This window comes from Variovorax sp. V15 (genome assembly GCF_041154425.1).
Classification (GTDB): Bacteria; Pseudomonadota; Gammaproteobacteria; order Burkholderiales; family Burkholderiaceae_C; genus Variovorax; species Variovorax guangxiensis.
Window position 1 is genome coordinate 5,257,580 of sequence record NZ_AP028659.1, and the last position, 19,043, is coordinate 5,276,622.

The 19,043-nt window shown below is 68.1% G+C and carries 18 protein-coding genes; 14 read left to right on the forward strand and 4 right to left on the reverse strand.

Features of this window, described 5'->3' with window-relative positions; all coding sequences use genetic code 11:
- Positions 1-35: 35 nt before the first annotated feature.
- Positions 36-1,889, reverse strand: coding sequence for a M48 family metallopeptidase (locus ACAM57_RS25120; RefSeq protein ID WP_126023127.1), 1,854 nt, complete (start codon positions 1,887-1,889; stop codon positions 36-38).
- 53 nt (positions 1,890-1,942) lie between these two features.
- Here ACAM57_RS25120 and ACAM57_RS25125 point away from each other — a divergent pair, with 53 nt between their 5' ends.
- Positions 1,943-2,176, forward strand: a complete 234-nt coding sequence (locus ACAM57_RS25125; RefSeq protein ID WP_126023126.1) for a DUF1653 domain-containing protein — start codon at positions 1,943-1,945, stop codon at positions 2,174-2,176.
- 70 nt (positions 2,177-2,246) lie between these two features.
- Here ACAM57_RS25125 and ACAM57_RS25130 read toward each other — a convergent pair whose 3' ends face one another.
- Positions 2,247-2,567, reverse strand: coding sequence for an I78 family peptidase inhibitor (locus tag ACAM57_RS25130; RefSeq protein WP_184635304.1), 321 nt, complete (start codon positions 2,565-2,567; stop codon positions 2,247-2,249).
- A 37-nt stretch (positions 2,568-2,604) separates the two neighbouring features.
- Positions 2,605-3,201, reverse strand: a complete 597-nt coding sequence (gene purN, locus ACAM57_RS25135; protein ID WP_369659358.1) for a phosphoribosylglycinamide formyltransferase — start codon at positions 3,199-3,201, stop codon at positions 2,605-2,607.
- Between the two features lie 132 nt (positions 3,202-3,333).
- Between purN and ACAM57_RS25140 the strand changes: the two genes are divergently transcribed.
- From ACAM57_RS25140 to ACAM57_RS25155, 4 genes are all read left to right on the forward strand, one after another.
- Positions 3,334-4,515: an acyl-CoA dehydrogenase family protein gene (locus ACAM57_RS25140; protein ID WP_184635302.1), complete on the forward strand. Its 1,182-nt coding sequence runs from the start codon at positions 3,334-3,336 to the stop codon at positions 4,513-4,515.
- A gap of 13 nt (positions 4,516-4,528) precedes the next feature.
- On the forward strand, positions 4,529-5,644 hold the full coding sequence (locus tag ACAM57_RS25145; RefSeq protein WP_369659359.1) for an acyl-CoA dehydrogenase family protein: 1,116 nt from the start codon (positions 4,529-4,531) through the stop codon (positions 5,642-5,644).
- Positions 5,645-5,736: 92 nt separating this feature from the next.
- Positions 5,737-7,095: an alpha/beta fold hydrolase gene (locus ACAM57_RS25150; RefSeq protein ID WP_369659360.1), complete on the forward strand. Its 1,359-nt coding sequence runs from the start codon at positions 5,737-5,739 to the stop codon at positions 7,093-7,095.
- A gap of 18 nt (positions 7,096-7,113) precedes the next feature.
- On the forward strand, positions 7,114-7,905 hold the full coding sequence (locus tag ACAM57_RS25155) for an enoyl-CoA hydratase (RefSeq protein ID WP_369659361.1): 792 nt from the start codon (positions 7,114-7,116) through the stop codon (positions 7,903-7,905).
- A gap of 13 nt (positions 7,906-7,918) precedes the next feature.
- Here the strand turns inward: ACAM57_RS25155 and ACAM57_RS25160 are convergent, their stop codons facing one another.
- Complete coding sequence (locus ACAM57_RS25160) at positions 7,919-8,479, reverse strand: HNH endonuclease (protein ID WP_126023119.1); 561 nt, start codon at positions 8,477-8,479, stop codon at positions 7,919-7,921.
- Positions 8,480-8,645: 166 nt separating this feature from the next.
- Here ACAM57_RS25160 and ACAM57_RS25165 point away from each other — a divergent pair, with 166 nt between their 5' ends.
- From ACAM57_RS25165 to ACAM57_RS25205, 9 genes are all read left to right on the forward strand, one after another.
- Complete coding sequence (locus tag ACAM57_RS25165) at positions 8,646-9,683, forward strand: bifunctional riboflavin kinase/FAD synthetase (protein ID WP_126470244.1); 1,038 nt, start codon at positions 8,646-8,648, stop codon at positions 9,681-9,683.
- Positions 9,684-9,814: 131 nt separating this feature from the next.
- The gene (ileS, locus tag ACAM57_RS25170) at positions 9,815-12,664 is read left to right on the forward strand and encodes an isoleucine--tRNA ligase (protein ID WP_184635292.1); all 2,850 of its coding nucleotides are present in this window, start codon (positions 9,815-9,817) and stop codon (positions 12,662-12,664) included.
- A complete protein-coding gene (lspA, locus tag ACAM57_RS25175; RefSeq protein ID WP_019654284.1) occupies positions 12,664-13,179 on the forward strand; it encodes a signal peptidase II in 516 nt (171 codons plus the stop codon). The genes ileS and lspA overlap by 1 nt, the downstream gene beginning before the upstream one ends.
- 145 nt (positions 13,180-13,324) lie before the next feature.
- A complete protein-coding gene (locus ACAM57_RS25180; RefSeq protein ID WP_369659362.1) occupies positions 13,325-14,359 on the forward strand; it encodes a LacI family DNA-binding transcriptional regulator in 1,035 nt (344 codons plus the stop codon).
- Between the two features lie 50 nt (positions 14,360-14,409).
- A complete protein-coding gene (locus ACAM57_RS25185) occupies positions 14,410-15,420 on the forward strand; it encodes an ABC transporter substrate-binding protein (protein ID WP_369659363.1) in 1,011 nt (336 codons plus the stop codon).
- 16 nt (positions 15,421-15,436) lie between these two features.
- Entirely contained in the window at positions 15,437-16,276 is an 840-nt protein-coding gene (locus ACAM57_RS25190; protein ID WP_126023114.1) for an iron ABC transporter permease, read from the forward strand.
- Between the two features lie 10 nt (positions 16,277-16,286).
- On the forward strand, positions 16,287-17,087 hold the full coding sequence (locus ACAM57_RS25195) for an ABC transporter permease (RefSeq protein WP_369659364.1): 801 nt from the start codon (positions 16,287-16,289) through the stop codon (positions 17,085-17,087).
- Positions 17,077-18,138 carry an ABC transporter ATP-binding protein gene (locus ACAM57_RS25200; protein ID WP_369659365.1) on the forward strand — a complete coding sequence of 354 codons (1,062 nt, stop codon included), beginning with the start codon at positions 17,077-17,079 and terminating at the stop codon, positions 18,136-18,138. Before ACAM57_RS25195 ends, ACAM57_RS25200 begins: the two co-directional genes overlap by 11 nt.
- Entirely contained in the window at positions 18,135-18,989 is an 855-nt protein-coding gene (locus tag ACAM57_RS25205) for a phosphodiesterase (protein ID WP_369659366.1), read from the forward strand. Before ACAM57_RS25200 ends, ACAM57_RS25205 begins: the two co-directional genes overlap by 4 nt.
- Positions 18,990-19,043: the final 54 nt, after the last annotated feature.

Consider the following 19,043-nt stretch of genomic DNA (forward strand, 5'->3'; position numbering starts at 1 on the left):
GATTGTCTCAGCCGCGGGGAACCCGGCCCGAAAGCCTAGGCGTCGCGCACCCAGACCGCCCCGAAAGCCTCGCGCTCGATGTCTTCCAGCTTCGGCGAATGGCCAGCCCACAGCACCAGCGCGGCGCCCGGCAGCGTGAGCGTCTGCTCCAGCTGGCGGCAGAGGTTCCAGCGGTCCTCGTCATCGAGCCCCGGCAGCTCGACGAACACGATGTAGGCGCGGCGCCACGGAAATTCGCGAAGGTTCTTGCGCACCAGCCAGGCACGGGAGGCGGGCAGGCAGCGCACCAGGTCGGCACGCAGTTCGCCCAGTTCATAGTCGTTGAGGTCGTGCCGCGAGATCTGGCTGAAGAACGGCGTACCGGTGATCTCCTCCCATGCGCGCGTCTCGGCCTCCTCCGCCTCCTTGAGGCGGCCGCGCCACAGCTTCAGCGCTTCTTCGTCGTGCGGACCCGCGTCCGGGTCTTCGAGAGAGGCCACGGCGCTCTTGGCGGCCCACCAGCGGCTGGCCGCGCCGGAGCCGTGCAGCCGCTCGAGCACCGCGAGCCGCGCCTCGCGGTCGCTGGCCGGCAGCATCTGGGCCAGTCCTCGCAGCGCGCCGGGGTGCTCGGGGGCGATCCGCAGCGCGCTTTCGTAACGCACGCGCACGGGGGCGGACGGGTCGAGCCGCCGCTCGGAATCGGCCCATTCGACCATTTCGTCCGGCGTGTTTCGCTCGCCGCGCGCGGCCAGCACCGCGATGCGCTCGCGGATGCGCGAGCGGTGCGCGTGATGCTGCTTCCAGTCGGCAGCGTGTGCGCGACGCCACTGGCTGTCGAAATGCGCGATCCATTTCTTGCGGTCGACCAGCATTTCGAGCGCCGGGCGCATCGACCACTCGGGCATGGCCGCCTTCTGCCCCAGCGCCTCCAGCCGGTCGCGCAAGACCGGATGGGTGTCCTCCAGGTCGCTTACACGGCGCATCGCCTCGCGCAGCGCCTGGCGGGCGAAGTCGTCGTCGGGCGGCGTGCGCACGCGCTTGCGCAGTGCTTCGAAGGGCCCCGGCGGCATCGGCTCGTGCTCGGCACGGGCCCAGTGCCAGGGCCAGAACTCGTTGGCGTACCAGTTGGCCTTGATGGCGATCTCGGTCAGCGCAGCTCCCGCCACCGGCGCCCCCAGCAGGCGGCCCGAGATGCGGTCGGCCTCGTATTCGTCCTGGCGGGCCAGTGCGAAGGTCTTGGCCGCGAAGCGTGGAAAGTACCAGCGGAAGAACGCCTGAGAGAACAGCGCCATCACGCCCTCGTTGCGCTGCAGGCTGGCGTCCAGCTTGAGCCAAGACAGCCGCGTGCGGTAGATCCAGGCGCTCAGCCGCCCGTGGTTGCCGCGCAGGTGGCCGTACTCGTGGGCCAGTACCGACAGCAGCCGCCGCCGATCGAGCATCATCAGCAGCGGCAGTCCGATGCTCAGCGAATTGACAGCGCCACCGAAGAGTCCGAAGCGCGGCACCTGCCGGATGCTGGCGTTGAAGTCGTCGTCGAGGTAGACGTGATGGACCGGCGGCCCCTTGATCCGGGCGCGGATGCGGTCAAGTGCCTCGAAGAGCGCCGGGGCATCTTCGCGATGGAGTTCGATGCCTTCCGGCTCGTCGAAGCGCACCCAGAGCGCGCGCAGCGTCGCCCACAGAAGTCCCAGCGCAAACAGCAACAGCCAGCCTCGCGTGAAGTTGAAGCGCACCTCCCCGATGGAGGCAAGCACCCAGGCGATGATGCCCACCGACAGCCCGAGGCAGCCCAGCACCCAGAGGTAGCCGAGCGCGGCAAAGGCCGCGACGCTGCGCCGGTAGCGCGCGCTGTCGTCCGCACTGGCATGCTCGCTCAGTCGAACCAGGTGAACAAAATCAGCGCGATCCATCCGACTCCAGTCAAATCAAGCCCGCCAGTTTTTTGAAGAAAGGCAAGCCGCCGTTGAACGACGAAGACCTCCCTCCCCTGATCGAAACGCCTCCCGGCCGCTACCGCCACTACAAGGGCGGCGAATACGAAGTGATCGGCACCGTGCGCCACAGCGAGACGCTGGAGCCGATGACGCTCTACCGGGCCCTGTACGGCGCGCACGGCCTCTGGGTCCGGCCGGCCGCAATGTTCGGCGAAACCATCGAGATAGACGGCGTCGCCCGCAGAAGATTCACACCGATCTAACCAGTCAGGCCGCGCAAGCCCATCCTGCCTGGACGGGTTGCTACCTTTTTCGCAGCAACCCGGATGAGGGTCAGCCGCAGCGGACGTCCGTCACGCGGTTGCGGGCATCGACGTCCAGATTGAGCCGCCCGCCGTTGAGTTCCATCGTGGTCACTTCGCCCGGCTTCAGCACTCTCACGGTGCCGGCGCCCGAACGCACGCGTGCTGCGGCCTCGAGCTGGGGCGTCACCGGCTGTCCGATGGCAAAGCGGGCGCCGTCCGCATTGCACTGGTACACCGGCTCCGGCGGCGGAGCCGGAGGTGCGGCGGGGGCTGGCGCGGGCGCCGGAGCTGCACAGCCCGCCATCAGGGCGGCGCCGGCAAGCGCCAGCAGCAACGATTGGTTCTTCACTTTCTGGACTCCCGAAAACCCGCGAATATAAACAACTTTACTCATTGTGACGCGATGTATCCGACAGCCAGCCGGCGATGGCTCGCGGATACAACAGATGCTCCTGCGCGAGCACCCGTGCGGCCAGCGTGGCGGCCGTGTCGTCCGGCAGCACCGGCACCGCGGCCTGGGCCAGGATCGGCCCGTGATCGAGTTCATTTGTAACCTGGTGCACCGTCACGCCGGCCACCTTGCAGCCCGCCTCGATGGCGCGCTGGTGCGTATTCAGGCCCGGAAACGCCGGCAGCAGCGAGGGATGGATGTTCACCAGACGGCCCGCATAGCGGCCGACGAAGCCCGGCGTCAGGATGCGCATGAAGCCCGCCAGCACCACCAGCGCCGGTGCGTAACCGTCGACCACCTTCGCCAGCGCCTCGTCGAAGGCCTCGCGGGTGGCGAAATCCTTGTGCTGGACCACCGCGGTGTCGATGCCCTGGGCCCTGGCGATGGCCAGGCCGCCGGCCTCTGCCTTGTTGCTCACGACGGCGGCAATGCGCGCGCCGTAGCGCTCGGCCCAGCGGTCGCGCCCGGCGGCGCGCACGATGGCCTCCATGTTGGAGCCGCCGCCGGAGATCAGGATCACGATGTTCTTCATTGGAGGCGGGATTATCCGTGGCGCGCCACTTGTCGCCGCGCGGACACCGCATCACAGCACGACCGTGCTAAAACTCGTGGTTCCGGAGACACACCGCGTCTGCGGTGGACCGATCAACACAGCGAGGCACGCATGGATTTGAGCTTCACACCCGAAGAACAGAAGTTCCGCGAAGAAGTTCGCGCATGGGTCAAGGACAACCTCCCCAAGGAGATTTCGCACAAGGTGCACAACGCGCTCGAGCTGACGCGCGACGATCTGCAAGGCTGGGCCAAGATCCTCGGCAAGAAGGGCTGGCTGGGCTACGGCTGGCCGAAGGAATTCGGCGGCCCAGGCTGGACCGCCGTCCAGCGCCACCTGTTCGAGGAAGAAACCGCACTGGCCGGCGCGCCGCGCATCGTGCCGTTCGGCCCGGTGATGGTGGCCCCGGTCATCATGGCCTTCGGCAACGCCGAGCAGCAGAAGCGCTTCCTGCCCGGCATCGCCAGCGGCGAAGTGTGGTGGAGCCAGGGCTACAGCGAACCGGGTTCGGGCTCCGACCTGGCATCGCTGAAGACCAAGGCCGAGCGAAAGGGCGACAAGTACATCGTCAACGGCCAGAAGACCTGGACCACCCTCGGCCAGTACGGCGACTGGATGTTCAACCTCGTGCGCACCAGCAGCGAGGGCAAGCCCCAGACCGGCATCAGCTTCCTGCTGCTGGACATGAAGTCGCCCGGCGTCACCGTGCGCCCGATCAAGCTGCTCGACGGCGGCCATGAAGTCAACGAAGTGTTCTTCGACAACGTCGAAGTGCCCGCCGAGAACCTGATCGGCGAGGAGAACAAGGGCTGGACCTACGCCAAGCACCTGCTCTCGCACGAGCGCACCAACATCGCCGACGTGAACCGCGCCAAGCGCGAACTCGAGCGCCTCAAGCGCATCGCGAAATCGGAAGGCGTCTACGAAGACCAGCGCTTCCGCGACGAGATCGCCAAGCTCGAAGTCGACATCGTCGCCCTCGAGATGATGGTGCTGCGCGTGCTCTCGGCCGCCACCTCGGGCAAGAACTCGCTGGACGTGGCGGGCCTGCTCAAGATCCGCGGCAGCGAGATCCAGCAGCGCTACAGCGAACTGATGATGCTGGCCGGCGGCGCCTACTCGCTGCCGCTGATCCGCGAGGCGATGGAAGCCGGCTGGCAAGGCAACTTCCCGGGCGGCAACCCGGCGCTCGCGCCGCTGGCGTCGACCTTCTTCAACATGCGCAAGACCACCATCTACGGTGGCAGCAACGAAGTGCAACGCAACATCGTCGCGCAGACGGTTCTGGGCTGAGGAGACAACGAGCATGGACTTCAATTTCACCGACGACCAGGAACAGCTGCGCGACGCAGTGCGCAAGTGGGTCGACAAGGGCTACGACTTCGAGCGCCGCCGCGGCATCGAGGCCAAGGGCGGCTTCTCGCGCGAGGCCTGGGACGAACTGGCCGAGCTCGGCCTGGGCGGCCTCTACATCAGCGAGGACGACGGTGGCCTGGGCATGGGCCCGGTCGCGGGCATGGTCGTCATGGAAGAACTGGGCCGCGGCATCGTGCTGGAGCCCTTCGCGCAGACGCTGATCGCCGGGGCGGTGCTCAGCGGCTACGCGGGCGCCGACACCAAGGAAAGCTGGCTGCCGCGCATCGCGGGCGGCCAGGCCATCGTGGTGCTGGCCTACCAGGAACGAAAGGCGCGCTATCGCCTCGACGTGTGCGAGGCCCATGCTGCCAAGGCTGGCAGCGGCTGGTCGCTGACCGGCGCCAAGAGCGTGGTGCCCGTGGGCGACGAAGCCGATGCCTTCCTGGTGCCGGCCAAGGTCGACGGCAAGATCGCCCTCTTCCTGGTCGAGCGCAGCGCCAGCGGCGTGGAAGCGCGCGGCTACGGCACGCAGGACGGCTCCCGCGCCGCCGAGGTCGTGTTCGACAAGGCAGACGCCACGCTGGTGGCGCTCGACGGCCTTGCCGCCCTCGAATACGCGGTGGACGTCGGCATCGCCGCCACCTGCGCCGAAGGCGTGGGCGTGATGGACAAGACCGTGGACCTCACCGTCGAGTACCTGAACCAGCGCAAGCAGTTCGGCGTGGTCATCTCCAGCTTCCAGGCGCTGCGCCACCGCGTCGCCGACATGAAGATGCAGCTCGAGCTGGCCCGCTCGATGAGCTACTACGCCACGCTCAAGCTCAACGCCCCGGCCGACGAGCGCCGCCAGGCGCTGGCCCGCGCCAAGTACCAGCTCGGCGTGTCGATGCGCTACATCGCCGCCAACTCGGTGCAGCTGCACGGCGGCATCGGCGTGACCGACGAATACATCGGCAGCCACTACTTCCGCAAGCTCACGCAGATGGAAATGACCTTCGGCGACACGCTGCACCACCTGGGCGAGGTCTCCGCCCGCATGCAGGACACCGCCGGCGTCTTCGCCTGACCGCGGTTTTCACCTAGCATCCAACGCCCGCCTGCTTCACGCTGGCGGGCGTTTTCACTTGGCCCCTCACTCCAGGACCCCAGGAACGAAACATGCAGACCCGCCGCTCTCTTCTGGTCGCCATGGCCGCAGGAACCACCACCGCGATGCTGACCGCCTGCGCCACATCCCCCACGCCTTCCTACACCGAGCGCCCGCCCATCGTGTTCATGCACGGCAACGGCGACTCGGCCGCGCTCTGGCAGACGACGATCTGGCGCTTCGAATCGAACGGCTGGCCGCGCGAGCGGCTGTTCGCGGTCGATCAGCCCAACCCGGTCGCGCGCGACGACGACGCCGTGGCGCAACCCGGGCGCAGCTCGACCGGCGAATCGGCCGTGTTCCTCAAGGCCGAGGTCGACAAGGTGCTGAAGGCCACCGGCGCGAGCAAGGTGGTGCTAATCGGCAACTCGCGCGGCGGCAACACCATCCGCAACTATGTGCAGAACGGCGGCGGCGCTGCGGTCGTGAGCCACGTGGTGCTGGGCGGCAACCCCGCGCACGGCATCTGGGCGGTGAAGGGCTTGCGCGAGAACAACGAGTTCTCGGGACTCTCGGGCTTCATGCAGCAGCTCAATGCGCCGAAGGGCCCGAATGGCGAGGAGGTCACGCCCGGCGTGAAATGGCTGACGCTGCGCTCCGACAACAACGACAAGTACGCCCAGCCCGACGGCGTGTGGATCGGCGCGCCCGGCAAGCCGACCAACATCGGCTTCGACGGACCGGCGCTCAAGGGCGCGACCAACATCGTGCTGCCGCGCGTCGACCACCGCGAGACTTCGTTCTCGCGCGCCGCCTTCGCCGCGACCTGGCAGTTCCTGACCGGACAGGCGCCGCGCACCACCGAGGTGGCTCCGGAGGCGAATGTCGTGCTCAACGGCCGCGCGCTCGGCGCCGAGAACCTCGCGTTGAACGGCGCGACGGTGACCGTGTACGCGGTCGACCCCGCCACCGGCGCACGGCTCGGCGAGGCGGTCTTCACCAAGTCGATCGGCGCCGACGGCCGCTGGGGCCCCTTCAAGGCACGCGGCGACGCGGCCTACGAATTCGTGCTGGCCACGCCCAGCTACGGCACCACCCACATCTACCGCAGCCCCTTCCCGCGCAGCAGCGGCGTGGTGAACCTGAGGCCCGAGCGCGTCACGCCGGCCGACGGCAGCGCCGGCGCGGTCGTCGTCTTCACGCGGCCGCGCGGCTACTTCGACGCGCAGCGCGACACCATGCGCTTCGACGGCCAGAGCCCGCCGGCGGGCGTGCCGCCCAAAGGCTCGGGCGTGTCGAGTTCGCGGCTGCGCGTCGCGGCCGCCGAGCCGCAGCGCCCGGTGACGGGCGAGTTCAACGGCGAGCGCCTCACCGGCCTGACCTGGCCGGCGGCGAAGGAGCACGTCACGGTGCTCGAACTGACTTACTGAGCGAGGCAAGGGCAGGTCATGACCGACAGCACCGACTCCCCTTTCATCCTGCAGTCGCGCGACGAGCGCGGCGTGGTCACGCTGACGCTGAACCGGCCGGCCGCGTTCAACGCGCTCTCCGAAGGCATGCTCGGCGCGCTCGAGCAGGCGCTGGGCGGGGTCGCGGCCGACGGCAGCGTGCGCGCGGTGGTCATCGCCGGGGCCGGCAAGGCCTTCTGCGCCGGCCACGACCTGAAGGAAATGCGCGCAGCCCCTTCGCTCGACTATTACGAACAGCTGTTCGAGCGCTGCGGCGCGATGATGCTGTCGATCCAGAAGCTGCCCGTGCCGGTGATCGCGCGCGTGCACGGCATCGCGACGGCGGCGGGCTGCCAGCTGGTCGCGGTCTGCGACCTGGCGGTGGCTTCGAGCGACGCGCGCTTCGCGGTCAGCGGGGTGAACGTAGGCCTCTTCTGCGCCACGCCGAGCGTCACGCTCTCGCGCAACCTCGGGCGCAAGGAAGCTTTCGAGATGCTGGTGACGGGTGAATTCATCAGCGCGCAGGAGGCGCGCGAGAAGGGCCTGATCAACCGCGTGGCGCCGCCGGAAGAGCTGGATGCGGCGGTCGAATCGCTGGTCGCCAGCATCGTCGCCAAGCCCCGCACGGCCCTCGCGCTGGGCAAGGCCCTGTTCTACCGCCAGCTCGAAACCGGCATCGAGGCCGCACTGGCCGACGCCAGCCAGACCATGGCCTGCAACATGATGGACGAGAGCGCGCTGGAGGGCGTGCAGGCCTTCATCGAGAAGCGCCCGCCGGCCTGGAAACGCTGAGAGCGCCGGTCGGCTAGGAATCGTGCAGCCGCGAGCTCTGCGGCAGGTGCGCCATCAGGAACTCCATCTGGTCGGCCAGGATGCGCCTGTTTCGCAGGATGAAGTCTTCCCAGAGGCTGGGCACGTAGGGGGCATACAGCAGCGGCATGCCGGCCTGCTCGGGCGTGCGGCTGCTCTTGCGGTGGTTGCAGGGCCTGCAGGCCGTGACCACGTTCATCCAGGTGTCGATGCCCTTCTGGGCGAACGGGATGATGTGCTCGCGCGTGAGCTCGTCTTCGTGGAAGTGGCCGCCGCAGTAAGCGCAGACGTTGCGATCGCGCGCGAAGAGCTTGCTGTTGGTGAGTCCGGGGCGCAGCGCGAAGGGGTTGATTCGGGGCACGCCCTTGGTGCCGATGATGCTGTTGATCGCGATCTGCGACTGCTCGCCGGTGATCGCATTGTGGCCGCCACGGAACACCGCCACCTGCGCGCCCACTTCCCAGCGGACTTCGTCCGCGGCGTAGTGGATCACCGCCTGTTCCAGCGAAATCCATGACTGGGGCAGCCCTTGGGCCGACAGCTTCAAGACCTTCACACACGCCTCCTCGAAAAGGGAGAGAACACGGAAAGACCAGGGACACGGAGCGCGTTGCGGGCCCACGCCGATCGACGCGCTGCGTCACAATATACCGGCTTTGTGACAAATCGGCCTGATTCGCCCATTAGACGGGCGGAAGGCGCTATCAAAAAGATACTCACCGATGCAGGTTTTTCGTGGCTTCCGGCATCCTGGCGTAGCCCCCGCCTGCGCCCTGACCATTGGCAATTTCGACGGCGTGCACCGTGGCCACCAGGCCATGCTCGCGCTTTTGCAGACCGAGGCCCGCCAGCGCGGGCTGCCGAGCTGCGTGCTCACCTTCGAGCCCCATCCGCGCGACTATTTCGCCGCCGTCACCAAGAAACCCGACCTGGCGCCGGCGCGCATCGGCACCCTGCGCGACAAGCTCAGCGAGCTGGCCGCCTGCGGCGTGGCGCAGACCATCGTGCTGCCCTTCGACGCCCGGCTGGCCTCGCAGTCGCCCGAGGAATTCATCCAGAACGTGCTGATCGACGGCCTGGGCGCGCGCTACGTGCTGGTGGGCGACGACTTCCGCTTCGGCGCCAAGCGGGCCGGCGACTACGCCATGCTCGACGCGGCCGGCGACGCCCACGGCTTCGACGTGGCCCGCATGAACAGCTACGAGGTGCACGGCCTGCGGGTGTCCAGCTCCGCCGTGCGCGAGGCCTTGGCCGAAGGCCGCATGGCCGATGCCCACACCCTGCTGGGGCGCCCGTACACCATCTCGGGCCACGTGGTCCATGGCCGCAAGCTGGGCCGGGCGCTGGGCGCCTCGGCGCCGGGCAAGGACGATGGCTTCCGCACCCTCAACCTGCGCTTCAAGCACTGGAAGCCGGCGGCCAGCGGCATCTTCGCGGTGCTGGTGCACGGCCTGTCCGAACAGCCGCTGCCGGGCGTGGCCAACCTGGGCGTTCGCCCCTCGCTGGACGCCAACGACGTCAACGCCGGGCGGGTGCTGCTCGAAACCCATTGCCTGGAGTGGCCCTCCCATCTGGGCGCCGAAGGGGCCTACGGTAAAATCGTCCGCGTGGAACTCCTGCACAAACTGCACGACGAATTGCGCTACACCAGCCTCGAAGCCCTCACCGCGGGCATCGCGAAGGATGGCCGCGACGCCCGCGCGTTCTTTGCCTCGACCCACGCAGAAACCCATCGCCAGACCACGCGCGATCGAATTTAGCCCTGCACGCACCGTGCTGCCGCCCTTCGACAAGCTCAGGGCGAACGGCTTTACCTTCCGCACCGACGCGCTCCTTTTTTCCCGGGCAGTTCGGGCCGAGCCTGTCGAAGCCCCCTGTTTCGTACCCCAACATGTCTGACGCCGCTTCTCCCAAAGACTACCGTTCCACGCTGAACCTGCCCGACACCCCCTTCCCGATGCGCGGCGACCTGCCCAAGCGCGAACCGGGCTGGGTGAAGGAATGGAACGACGAAGGCCGCTACCACCGCCTGCGCGACGCCCGCCACGGCGCGCCCAAGTTCATCCTGCACGACGGCCCGCCCTACGCCAACGGCCAGATCCACATGGGCCATGCGGTGAACAAGATCCTGAAGGACATGATCACCAAGGCGCGCCAGCTCGAGGGCTACGACGCCCTGTACGTGCCCGGCTGGGACTGCCACGGCCTGCCGATCGAGAACGCCATCGAAAAGCAGTACGGCCGCAACCTGAGCCGCGACGAGATGCAGGCCAAGAGCCGCGCCTTCGCCACCGGCCAGATCGCCCAGCAGATGGCCGACTTCCAGCGCTTGGGCGTGCTGGGCGAATGGGACCATCCCTACAAGACCATGGACTTCGCCAACGAAGCCGGCGAGCTGCGCGCGTTCAAGCGCGTGATCGAGCGCGGCTTCGTCTACCGCGGCCTGAAGCCCGTGTACTGGTGCTTCGACTGCGGCTCGTCGCTAGCCGAGTTCGAGATCGAGTACGCCGACAAGAAGAGCCAGACCATCGACGTGGCCTTCAAGGCGCATGAGCGCGAGAAGGTGCTCAAGGCCTTCGGCACCGACCACACGATCCTCGGCGACATCTTCGCCGTGATCTGGACCACCACCGCCTGGACCATTCCCGCCAACCAGGCGATCAATCTCAACCCCGAGCTCGAGTACTCGCTGGTCGACACCGAGCGCGGCCTGCTGATCCTGGCCAACTCGTTGGTCGAGATGTGCATGACGCGCTATGCGCTCGACGGCAAGGTGCTGGCCACGGTCAAGGGCGAGAAGCTCGGCGGCCTGGAATTCGAGCATCCGCTGTACGACGCGGACGCCGGCTACCGGCGCCTGTCGCCCGTGTACCTGGCCGACTACGCCACCGCCACCGACGGCACGGGCCTGGTGCACTCCTCGCCCGCCTACGGCCTGGACGACTTCAACTCCTGCATCGCTCATGGCGTCGCTTACGACGACATCCTGAACCCGGTGCAGGGCAACGGCAGCTACGCGCCCGACTTCCCGCTCTTCGGCGGGCAGAACATCTGGAAGGCCGTGCCGGAAATCATCGCCGCGCTGCGCGACGCCAACCGCCTGCTGACCACCGAGACCATCACGCACAGCTACCCGCACTGCTGGCGGCACAAGACGCCGGTGATCTACCGCGCCGCGGCGCAGTGGTTCGTGCGCATGGACGAGGGCGAAGGCGTATTCACCAAGGACAAGGCGCCCAAGACGCTGCGCCAGACCGCGCTCGACGCCATCGAGCAGACCAGCTTCTACCCCGAGAACGGCAAGGCGCGACTGCACGACATGATCGCCGGCCGGCCTGACTGGTGCATCAGCCGCCAGCGCAGCTGGGGCGTGCCGATCCCGTTCTTCCTGCACAAGGACTCGGGCGAGCTGCACCCGCGCACCATGGAAATCCTCGACCAGGCCGCCGACATCGTCGAGAAGGGTGGCATCGAGGCCTGGAGCCGCGTCACCGTCGAGGAAATCCTGGGCGCCGAGGACGCGCCGCACTACACGAAGAGCACCGACATCCTCGAGGTGTGGTTCGACTCGGGCTCGACCTTCTCGCACGTGCTGCGCGGCACGCACCCCACGGTGCACCACGACACGGGGCCGGAAGCCGATCTGTACCTCGAGGGGCATGACCAGCATCGCGGCTGGTTCCACTCGTCGCTGCTGATCGCCTGCATGCTGGAAGACCGCGCACCGTACCGCGGCCTGCTGACGCACGGCTTCACGGTCGATGCCAAGGGCATCAAGATGAGCAAGTCGCTCAAGAACGGCATCGACCCGCAGGAAATCAGCAACAAGCTGGGCTCGGAAATCATCCGCCTGTGGGTGGCCGCGAGCGACTACTCGGGTGACATCGCGGGCGACGACAAGATCCTGGCGCGCGTGGTCGACGCCTACCGCCGCATCCGCAACACGCTGCGCTTCCTGCTGGCGAACACCAGCGACTTCGACATCGAGAAAGATGGCGTGCCGCTCGACCAGCTGTTCGAGATCGACCGCTACGCGCTGTCGCGCGCCGCGCAGTTCCAGGCCGAGATCCTCGCGCACTACAAGGTGTACGAGTTCCACCCGGTGGTGGCCAAGCTGCAGATCTACTGCTCGGAAGACCTGGGCGGCTTCTACCTCGACATCCTGAAGGACCGCCTCTACACGACGGCCCCGGGTTCGCTGGCTCGCCGCAGCGCGCAGACGGCGCTGTGGCACATCTCGCAGGCGATGCTGCGCTGGATGGCGCCCTTCCTGAGCTTCACCGCCGAGGAAGCCTGGAAGATCGTGGGTACCGGCAAGCCGGGCGATTCGATCTTCACGCAGACCTACAGCAAGTTCGACGCGCCCGACGAGGCCCTGCTGGCCAAGTGGAACCGCATCCGCGAGATTCGCGACGTGGTCAACAAGGACATCGAGGCCGTGCGCGCCGAAGGCAAGGTCGGCTCCTCGCTGCAGGCCGACCTGCAGCTGACGGCACCGGCCGACGACTTCGCGCTGCTGGGCTCGCTGGGCGACGACCTGAAGTTCGTCTTCATCACCTCGGCGATCGCGCTGGCCGCCGGCGAGACGCTTTCCACGGTGGTGACGCCGAGCACCGCGCAGAAGTGCGAGCGCTGCTGGCACTACCGCGACGACGTGGGCCACGATGCGGCCCACCCGACGCTGTGCGGACGCTGCACCAGCAACCTGTTCGGCGCCGGCGAATCGCGGAGCGTTGCCTGATGGCCGCCGCCCGTTCCATGTCCTCGGCCTCGCGTTCGCGCGGCGGCAGCATCTGGCCGTGGCTGGGGCTGGCGGTGATCATCGTGATCATCGACCAGTTCACCAAGACGCTGATCCTGGGCTACTACAAGCTGGGCGACGCGACCTACGTCACCAGCTTCTTCAACGTCGTGCGCGCGCACAACACGGGCGCGGCCTTCTCGTTCCTCGCCGACCACTCGGGCTGGCAGCGCTGGCTGTTCACCGCCATCGGCGTGGGCGCGGCGGTGTTCATCGTGTGGATGCTGAAGTCGCACGCGGGGCAGAAACTGTTTTCGTTCTCCATGGCCTGCATCCTGGGCGGCGCCATCGGCAACGTGGTCGACCGGATGATGCACGGCTACGTGGTCGACTTCCTGAGCTTCCACGCAGGCAACTGGTACTTCCCGGCCTTCAACGCGGCGGACAGCGCCATCACGCTCGGGGCGATCTGCCTGATCGTGGACGAGATCCGGCGGGTCCGCAGGGGCAAGTAACGTTCTCTCGAAGGGGCCCGCCGGGCCCCTTCTTATTTGGGCCTTCGCTCGCGCCAAGGCCGAGGGTTTTTCCCGCTTTCTCCCGATGTCATAACAAAGTCATACTGCCGCGGTTCAATGTAATCGATTACATGAACACCGCACGATGAGCATCCAAGCCGTTGCAGCCAAAGCCGGGGTCTCGGTGGCCACCGTCTCGCGCGCCTTCAACTTTCCGAAGAAGGTGACGCCCGCCACGCGCGAGCTGGTGGAACGCGTGGCGCGCGAGCTCAACTACGTGCCCAACGCCAGCGCTCGCACCCTGCGCACCCAGCGCAGCCGCGTGCTCGGCGTGGTGCTTCCCACCCTGCTGAACCCGACCTTCGCCGAGTGCCTGCAGGGCATCGCGCGCGCGGCCATCGCAGGGGGCTACGCGATCATCCCGGTCACCACCGGCTACCAGCTCGACGAGGAAGAGCGCGCCGTGCACCTGCTGCTGGCCGGCAGCGTCGACGGCCTGATCCTCGTGGTGTCGAACCCCTCGACCTCGGCCGCCCTGCCCCGCCTGCAGGCGGCCGGCGTGCCCTACGTGCTGGCCTACAACCGTCATCCCGAGCACCCCTGCGTGTCGGTCGACAGCGAAAGCGCCGTGGCCGACGCGGTGGCGCGGCTCGTGCTGCTGGGCCACCGCCGCATCGCGATGGTCAGCGGCACGCTCGCCGCCTCCGACCGCGCGCAGCAGCGCTATCGCGGCTACCGCAGGGGCATGGCCGAAGCCGGCCTGCCGGCGCCCGCGCTCGTCGAGGTGCCGTTCGTCGAAACGGCCGTCGATGCGCTCTCGAAGCAGCTGCAGGCACGCAACCGGCCCACCGCGCTGATCTGCTCCAACGACCTGCTGGCCATCCGCAGCATCCGCGCCGCGCACCTCAGCGGCCTGTCGGTACCGGGCGACCTCAGCGTGGTCGGCTTCGACGGCATCGCGCTCGGCGAGGACCTCACGCCCGCGCTCACCACCATTGCCCAGCCCAACAGCGACATCGGCCGCCACAGCGTCGAGCTGCTGATCCAGGCCATGGCCAGCGGCGCCGCGCTGCAGGCCGACGCGAGCCTGCTGCTTGCCCATTCATTCCGAGACGGCGAGTCGTGCGCCTCGGTGCACGAGAACGAAAACAACGACGACAACAACGCCGCGATTTCCTGACCTTCCCCGTTCCCTGCCTGCACCTACATCCATCCAAGGAGCTTCCGATCATGTCCCTACGCATCCACCGCCTGGCCCGCCTCGGCCTGCTCGCCGCCACGCTCGTCGCCGGCAGCGCCATGGCGCAGACCGCCATCTGCTACAACTGCCCGACCGAATGGGCCGACTGGGGCACGCAGCTCAAGGCCATCAAGGCCAAGACCGGCGTCACCGTGCCGCCCGACAACAAGAACTCGGGCCAGTCGCTCGCGCAGCTGGCAGCCGAGAAGGCCAGCCCCGTGGCCGACGTCACCTACCTCGGCGTGACCTTCGCCGTGCAGGCCGCCAAGGACGGCCTGGTCGAGCCCTACAAGCCCGCCGCATGGAAAGACATTCCCGACGGCCTGAAGGACCCGGCCGGCAACTGGTTCACCATCCACTCGGGCACCCTGGGCTTCATGGTCAACGTCGACGCGCTCAAGGGCAAGCCGGTGCCGAAGTCGTGGGCCGACCTGCTCAAGCCCGAGTACAAGGGCCTGATCGGCTATCTCGACCCGGCCTCGGCCTTCGTCGGCTACGTCGGCGCGGTCGCGGTGAACGAAGCGCGCGGCGGCACGCTCGACAACTTCAAGCCGGCCATCGACTACTTCAAGGCGCTGCAGAAGAACGAGCCCATCGTGCCGAAGCAGACCTCCTATGCGCGCGTGCTCTCGGGCGAGATCGCGATCCTGCTCGACTACGACTTCAATGCCTACCGCGCCAAGTACAAGGACAAGGCCAACGTCGCCTTCGTCATTCCGAGCGAAGGCACGCTGGCCGTGCCCTACGTGATGAGCCTGGTCGCCAAGGCCCCGCACGCGGCCGACGCGAAGAAGGTGCTCGACTTCACCCTGTCCGACGAAGGCCAGGCGATCTGGGCCAAGGCCTACCTGCGCCCGGTGCGCGCCAGCGCCATGCCCAAGGACATCGAGGCCCAGTTCCTGCCCGCCAGCGAGTACGCCCGCGCCAAGAGCGTGGACTACGGCCGCATGGCCGCCGCGCAGAAGGCCTTCTCCGACGAGTACCTGAAGGAAGTCCGCTGAGCGGACGCCGCGTGCGATGACGCAAGCCACTCTCTCCAACGCATCCAGCGCCTGGAACCCGCGCTGGCGCCTGCTGGCCTGCGTCGCGCCCGCGGCCGCCTTCTTCGCGGCCTTCTGGCTGCTGCCGGTGGTGCGCCTGATGGCATTGCCCGCCGGCAAGGGCTGGGCCACCTACTTCGCGGTGCTGACCGACGCGCGCTACCTCGCGAGCATGGTCAACACCGTCGTGCTCTCGGTCGCCGTGACGCTGGCCACGCTGGTGCTGGGCGCGGCCGTGGGCATCTACCTCGCGCGCCGCGCCTTCGTGGGCAAGCGCGTGCTGCTGTCGCTGCTCACGCTGCCGCTGTCGTTCCCGGGCGTGATCATCGGTTTCTTCGTGATCCTGCTCGGCGGGCGACAGGGCGTGGTCGCCAGCATCAGCGACAGCCTCTTCGGCGAGCGCATCACCTTCGCCTACGGCCTGCTCGGGCTGTTCCTGGCGTACCTGTATTTCTCGCTGCCGCGCGCCATCGCCACCTACGCGGCGGCGGCCGAATCGATGAACACGCAGCTGGAAGAGGCCGCGCGTTCGCTGGGCGCCTCGCGGCTGCGCGTGGCACGCGACGTGTGGATGCCCGAGCTGGCGCCCACCACGCTGGCCTGTGGCGCGATCCTGTTCGCCACCTCGATGGGCGCCTTCGGCACCGCTTTCACGCTGGCGAGCAAGTTCGAGGTGATCCCGATCACCATCTACAACGAGTTCACCAACTACGCCAACTTCGCGCTGGCCGCGTCGCTGTCGATCGCGCTGGGCGTCGTGACCTGGCTGGTGCTGTTCGTGGCGCGCCGCTTCGGTGCGAACCCCGTCGCACGCTGAGGCCCGCACCATGCGCAAGAACACTCAACCGAAGGCTCCGTTCCTGTTCGCGGTGACGCTGATCGTGAGCCTCTTCATGATCGCGCCGATGCTGCTGTCGGTGATGGCCGGGCTGGTCAACAACTACAGCGCTGGCCTCAAGAGCGGCCTCACGCTGCGCTGGCTGTCCGAGGTATGGGAGAACTACGGCGGCACCGTGGGGTGGTCGCTCGCGCTGGCCGCTGCCTGCGTCGCCGGCACGGTGCTGCTGGGCGTGCCCTGCGCCTACGCGCTGGCGCGCAGCCGCTCGCGCGCGGCGCGCATCTTCGAGGAACTGCTGACGCTGCCGGTCGCGGTGCCGGGGCTGGCCACGGCGCTCGCGCTGATCCTCGCTTACGGCCAGCTCACGGCCTTCCGCCAGAGCTTCGCCTTCATCCTCGTGGGCCACATCGTCTTCACGCTGCCCTTCATGGTGCGCACCGTGAGCTCGGCCTTCCAGCGCGACGAGCTGCTCGCGCTCGAAGAAGCCGCGCGCTCGCTGGGCGCGAACTTCCGCCAGCGCTTCATGGGCATCCTGGTGCCCGCCGTGTTCCCGGCCATCGTGGCCGGCAGCCTGATGGTGTTCACGCTCTCGGTGGGCGAATTCAACCTCACCTGGATGCTGCACACGCCGCTCACCCGCACGCTGCCCGTGGGCCTGGCCGACAGTTACGCCTCGATGCGCATCGAGATCGGATCGGCCTACACGCTGGTCTTCTTCGCCGTCATCCTCCCGGTGCTGTGGGGCCTGCAGTACCTTGCCAACCTGATTCAGAAGCGCCATGGAACTTGAACGAATCCCCATCGACATCGCCAACTGCGCGAAGACCTATGCCGACGGCACGCGCGGCCTGCAGCCCACCAGCCTGCGCGTGGAGGCCGGCGAGGTGCTGGCGCTGCTCGGCCCCTCGGGCTGCGGCAAGACCACGCTGCTGCGGCTGATCGCCGGGCTGGAATCGCCCGACGCGGGCAGCCGCATCGTGTTCGGCGACCAGGACGTGACGCAGCGCCCCGTGGAGCATCGCGGCGTGGGCATGGTGTTCCAGAGCTATGCGCTCTTTCCGCAGATGACCGTGGCGGCCAACATCGGCTACGGCCTGCGCATCCGGGGCGTGTCGCCCGATGAAGAGAAGCGCAGCGTCGGCGAGCTGGTCGACCTGGTGCGCCTGGGCGGCCTGGAGAACAAGCGCCCCGCCGAGCTCTCCGGCGGCCAGCGCCAGCGCGTGGCCCTGGCGCGCGCCGTGGCGGTGCGCCCACGCGTGCTGCTGCTCGACGAACCGCTGGCCGCGCTCGACGCCAAGCTCAAGGAATCGCTGCGCGACGAACTCGCCGAGCTGCTGCGCCGCCTGCACATCACGGCCATCCACGTCACGCACGACCAGCAGGAGGCGCTCGCCATCGCCGACCGGCTCGCGGTGATGCGCGCCGGCCGCATCGTGCAGGTGGGCCGTGGAGAAGACCTGTACCGCGCGCCCTCGCATCCCTTCGTGGCCGAGTTCCTGGGCCGGGTCAACCGGCTGGAGCGCGGGCAGGACGCCATCGCGCAGGGCGTTGTCCGACTCGGAGGAACGACCCTGCCCTGCCCGCAGGCGTGGCGCAGCCATGCGACCCTGCTGGTGCGGCCCGAGGACATCGAGGTCGGCATGCCCCAGCTGGACTGGGGCGCCGCCGTTGTCGAGCGCCGCACCTTCCTCGGCGACCGCGTGCAGCTCCATCTGCGCGCGCAGGACCAGCCCGTGCTGGTGGCCGACGTGGGGCGCGACAATCCTTTCGGACCAGGCGACACGGTGGGGCTTCGCATCCAGCCGGAACGCCTGATGACGTCGCAGGAAGCCAGCGCATGACGACAGCAGAAACCCGCAACAACACCATCCTGGTCCAGCTCACCGACCTGCACATCCGCGAGCCGGGCCGGCTGGCCTACGGCCGCATCGACACGGCCCCGTATCTGGAGCGCGCGGTGCAGTCGGTGCTCGCGCTGCGCCAGCAGCCCGACGCGGTGGTCGTCACCGGCGACCTCACCGACTTCGGCCGCGCCGCCGAGTACGAGCACCTCGCCCGCCTGCTGGCTCCGCTGGCCATGCCGGTCTACCTGATGCCCGGCAACCACGACGACCGCGACCAGCTGCGCCGCAGCTTTCCTGGCCACACCTACCTGGGCGCGGAAGACGGCGGCTTCATCCAGTATTCGGTGCGCATCGGCGCGCTGCGGCTGCTCACGCTCGACACCTGCGTGCCCCACGCCAGCCACGGCGCGCTGTGCGAGAAACGCCTGGCCTGGCTGGAGGCGCAGCTCGACGCCTGCCGCGGCGAGCCGGTCGTCATCGCCATGCACCATCCGCCCTTCGAGACGCTGATCGGCCACATGGACGAGATCGGCCTGCTGGAAGGCGCCGAAGCGCTCGAAACCCTGGTCTCGCGCTATCCGAACGTCGAGCGCATCATCTGTGGCCACCTGCACCGGGCCATCGACGTGCGTTTCGGCGGCACCATCGCCTCGACCTCTCCGGCACAGGCCCATCAGGTCTGCCTCGACCTGGCGCCCGACGCCGACTCGGCCTGGACGCTGGAGCCGCCCTCGTTCCGGGTGCACGCCTGGTCCGCGCGCGGGCGCAGACTCGTTACCCATCTGGCCGCCTCCGGAAGTTTCGAGGGGCCCTACCCGTTCCACGACAACGGAGCACTCATCGACTAGCCCTGAGCGCTCACTTGTGGAAAATGGGGTCGAAACGAACCAAAACGAAAAGAA

What these genes read in the sequence shown, in the direction of transcription:
- ACAM57_RS25120 (WP_126023127.1), bottom strand. Translation starts at nt 1,889, where the DNA reads ATGGATCGCGCTGATTTTGTTCACCTGGTTCGACTGAGCGAGCATGCC.
- purN (WP_369659358.1), bottom strand. Translation starts at nt 3,201, where the DNA reads ATGAAGAACATCGTGATCCTGATCTCCGGCGGCGGCTCCAACATGGAG.
- ACAM57_RS25140 (WP_184635302.1), top strand. Translation starts at nt 3,334, where the DNA reads ATGGATTTGAGCTTCACACCCGAAGAACAGAAGTTCCGCGAAGAAGTT.
- ACAM57_RS25145 (WP_369659359.1), top strand. Translation starts at nt 4,529, where the DNA reads ATGGACTTCAATTTCACCGACGACCAGGAACAGCTGCGCGACGCAGTG.
- ACAM57_RS25150 (WP_369659360.1), top strand. Translation starts at nt 5,737, where the DNA reads ATGCAGACCCGCCGCTCTCTTCTGGTCGCCATGGCCGCAGGAACCACC.
- ACAM57_RS25155 (WP_369659361.1), top strand. Translation starts at nt 7,114, where the DNA reads ATGACCGACAGCACCGACTCCCCTTTCATCCTGCAGTCGCGCGACGAG.
- ACAM57_RS25165 (WP_126470244.1), top strand. Translation starts at nt 8,646, where the DNA reads ATGCAGGTTTTTCGTGGCTTCCGGCATCCTGGCGTAGCCCCCGCCTGC.
- ileS (WP_184635292.1), top strand. Translation starts at nt 9,815, where the DNA reads ATGTCTGACGCCGCTTCTCCCAAAGACTACCGTTCCACGCTGAACCTG.
- lspA (WP_019654284.1), top strand. Translation starts at nt 12,664, where the DNA reads ATGGCCGCCGCCCGTTCCATGTCCTCGGCCTCGCGTTCGCGCGGCGGC.
- ACAM57_RS25180 (WP_369659362.1), top strand. Translation starts at nt 13,325, where the DNA reads ATGAGCATCCAAGCCGTTGCAGCCAAAGCCGGGGTCTCGGTGGCCACC.
- ACAM57_RS25185 (WP_369659363.1), top strand. Translation starts at nt 14,410, where the DNA reads ATGTCCCTACGCATCCACCGCCTGGCCCGCCTCGGCCTGCTCGCCGCC.
- ACAM57_RS25190 (WP_126023114.1), top strand. Translation starts at nt 15,437, where the DNA reads ATGACGCAAGCCACTCTCTCCAACGCATCCAGCGCCTGGAACCCGCGC.
- ACAM57_RS25195 (WP_369659364.1), top strand. Translation starts at nt 16,287, where the DNA reads ATGCGCAAGAACACTCAACCGAAGGCTCCGTTCCTGTTCGCGGTGACG.
- ACAM57_RS25200 (WP_369659365.1), top strand. Translation starts at nt 17,077, where the DNA reads ATGGAACTTGAACGAATCCCCATCGACATCGCCAACTGCGCGAAGACC.
- ACAM57_RS25205 (WP_369659366.1), top strand. Translation starts at nt 18,135, where the DNA reads ATGACGACAGCAGAAACCCGCAACAACACCATCCTGGTCCAGCTCACC.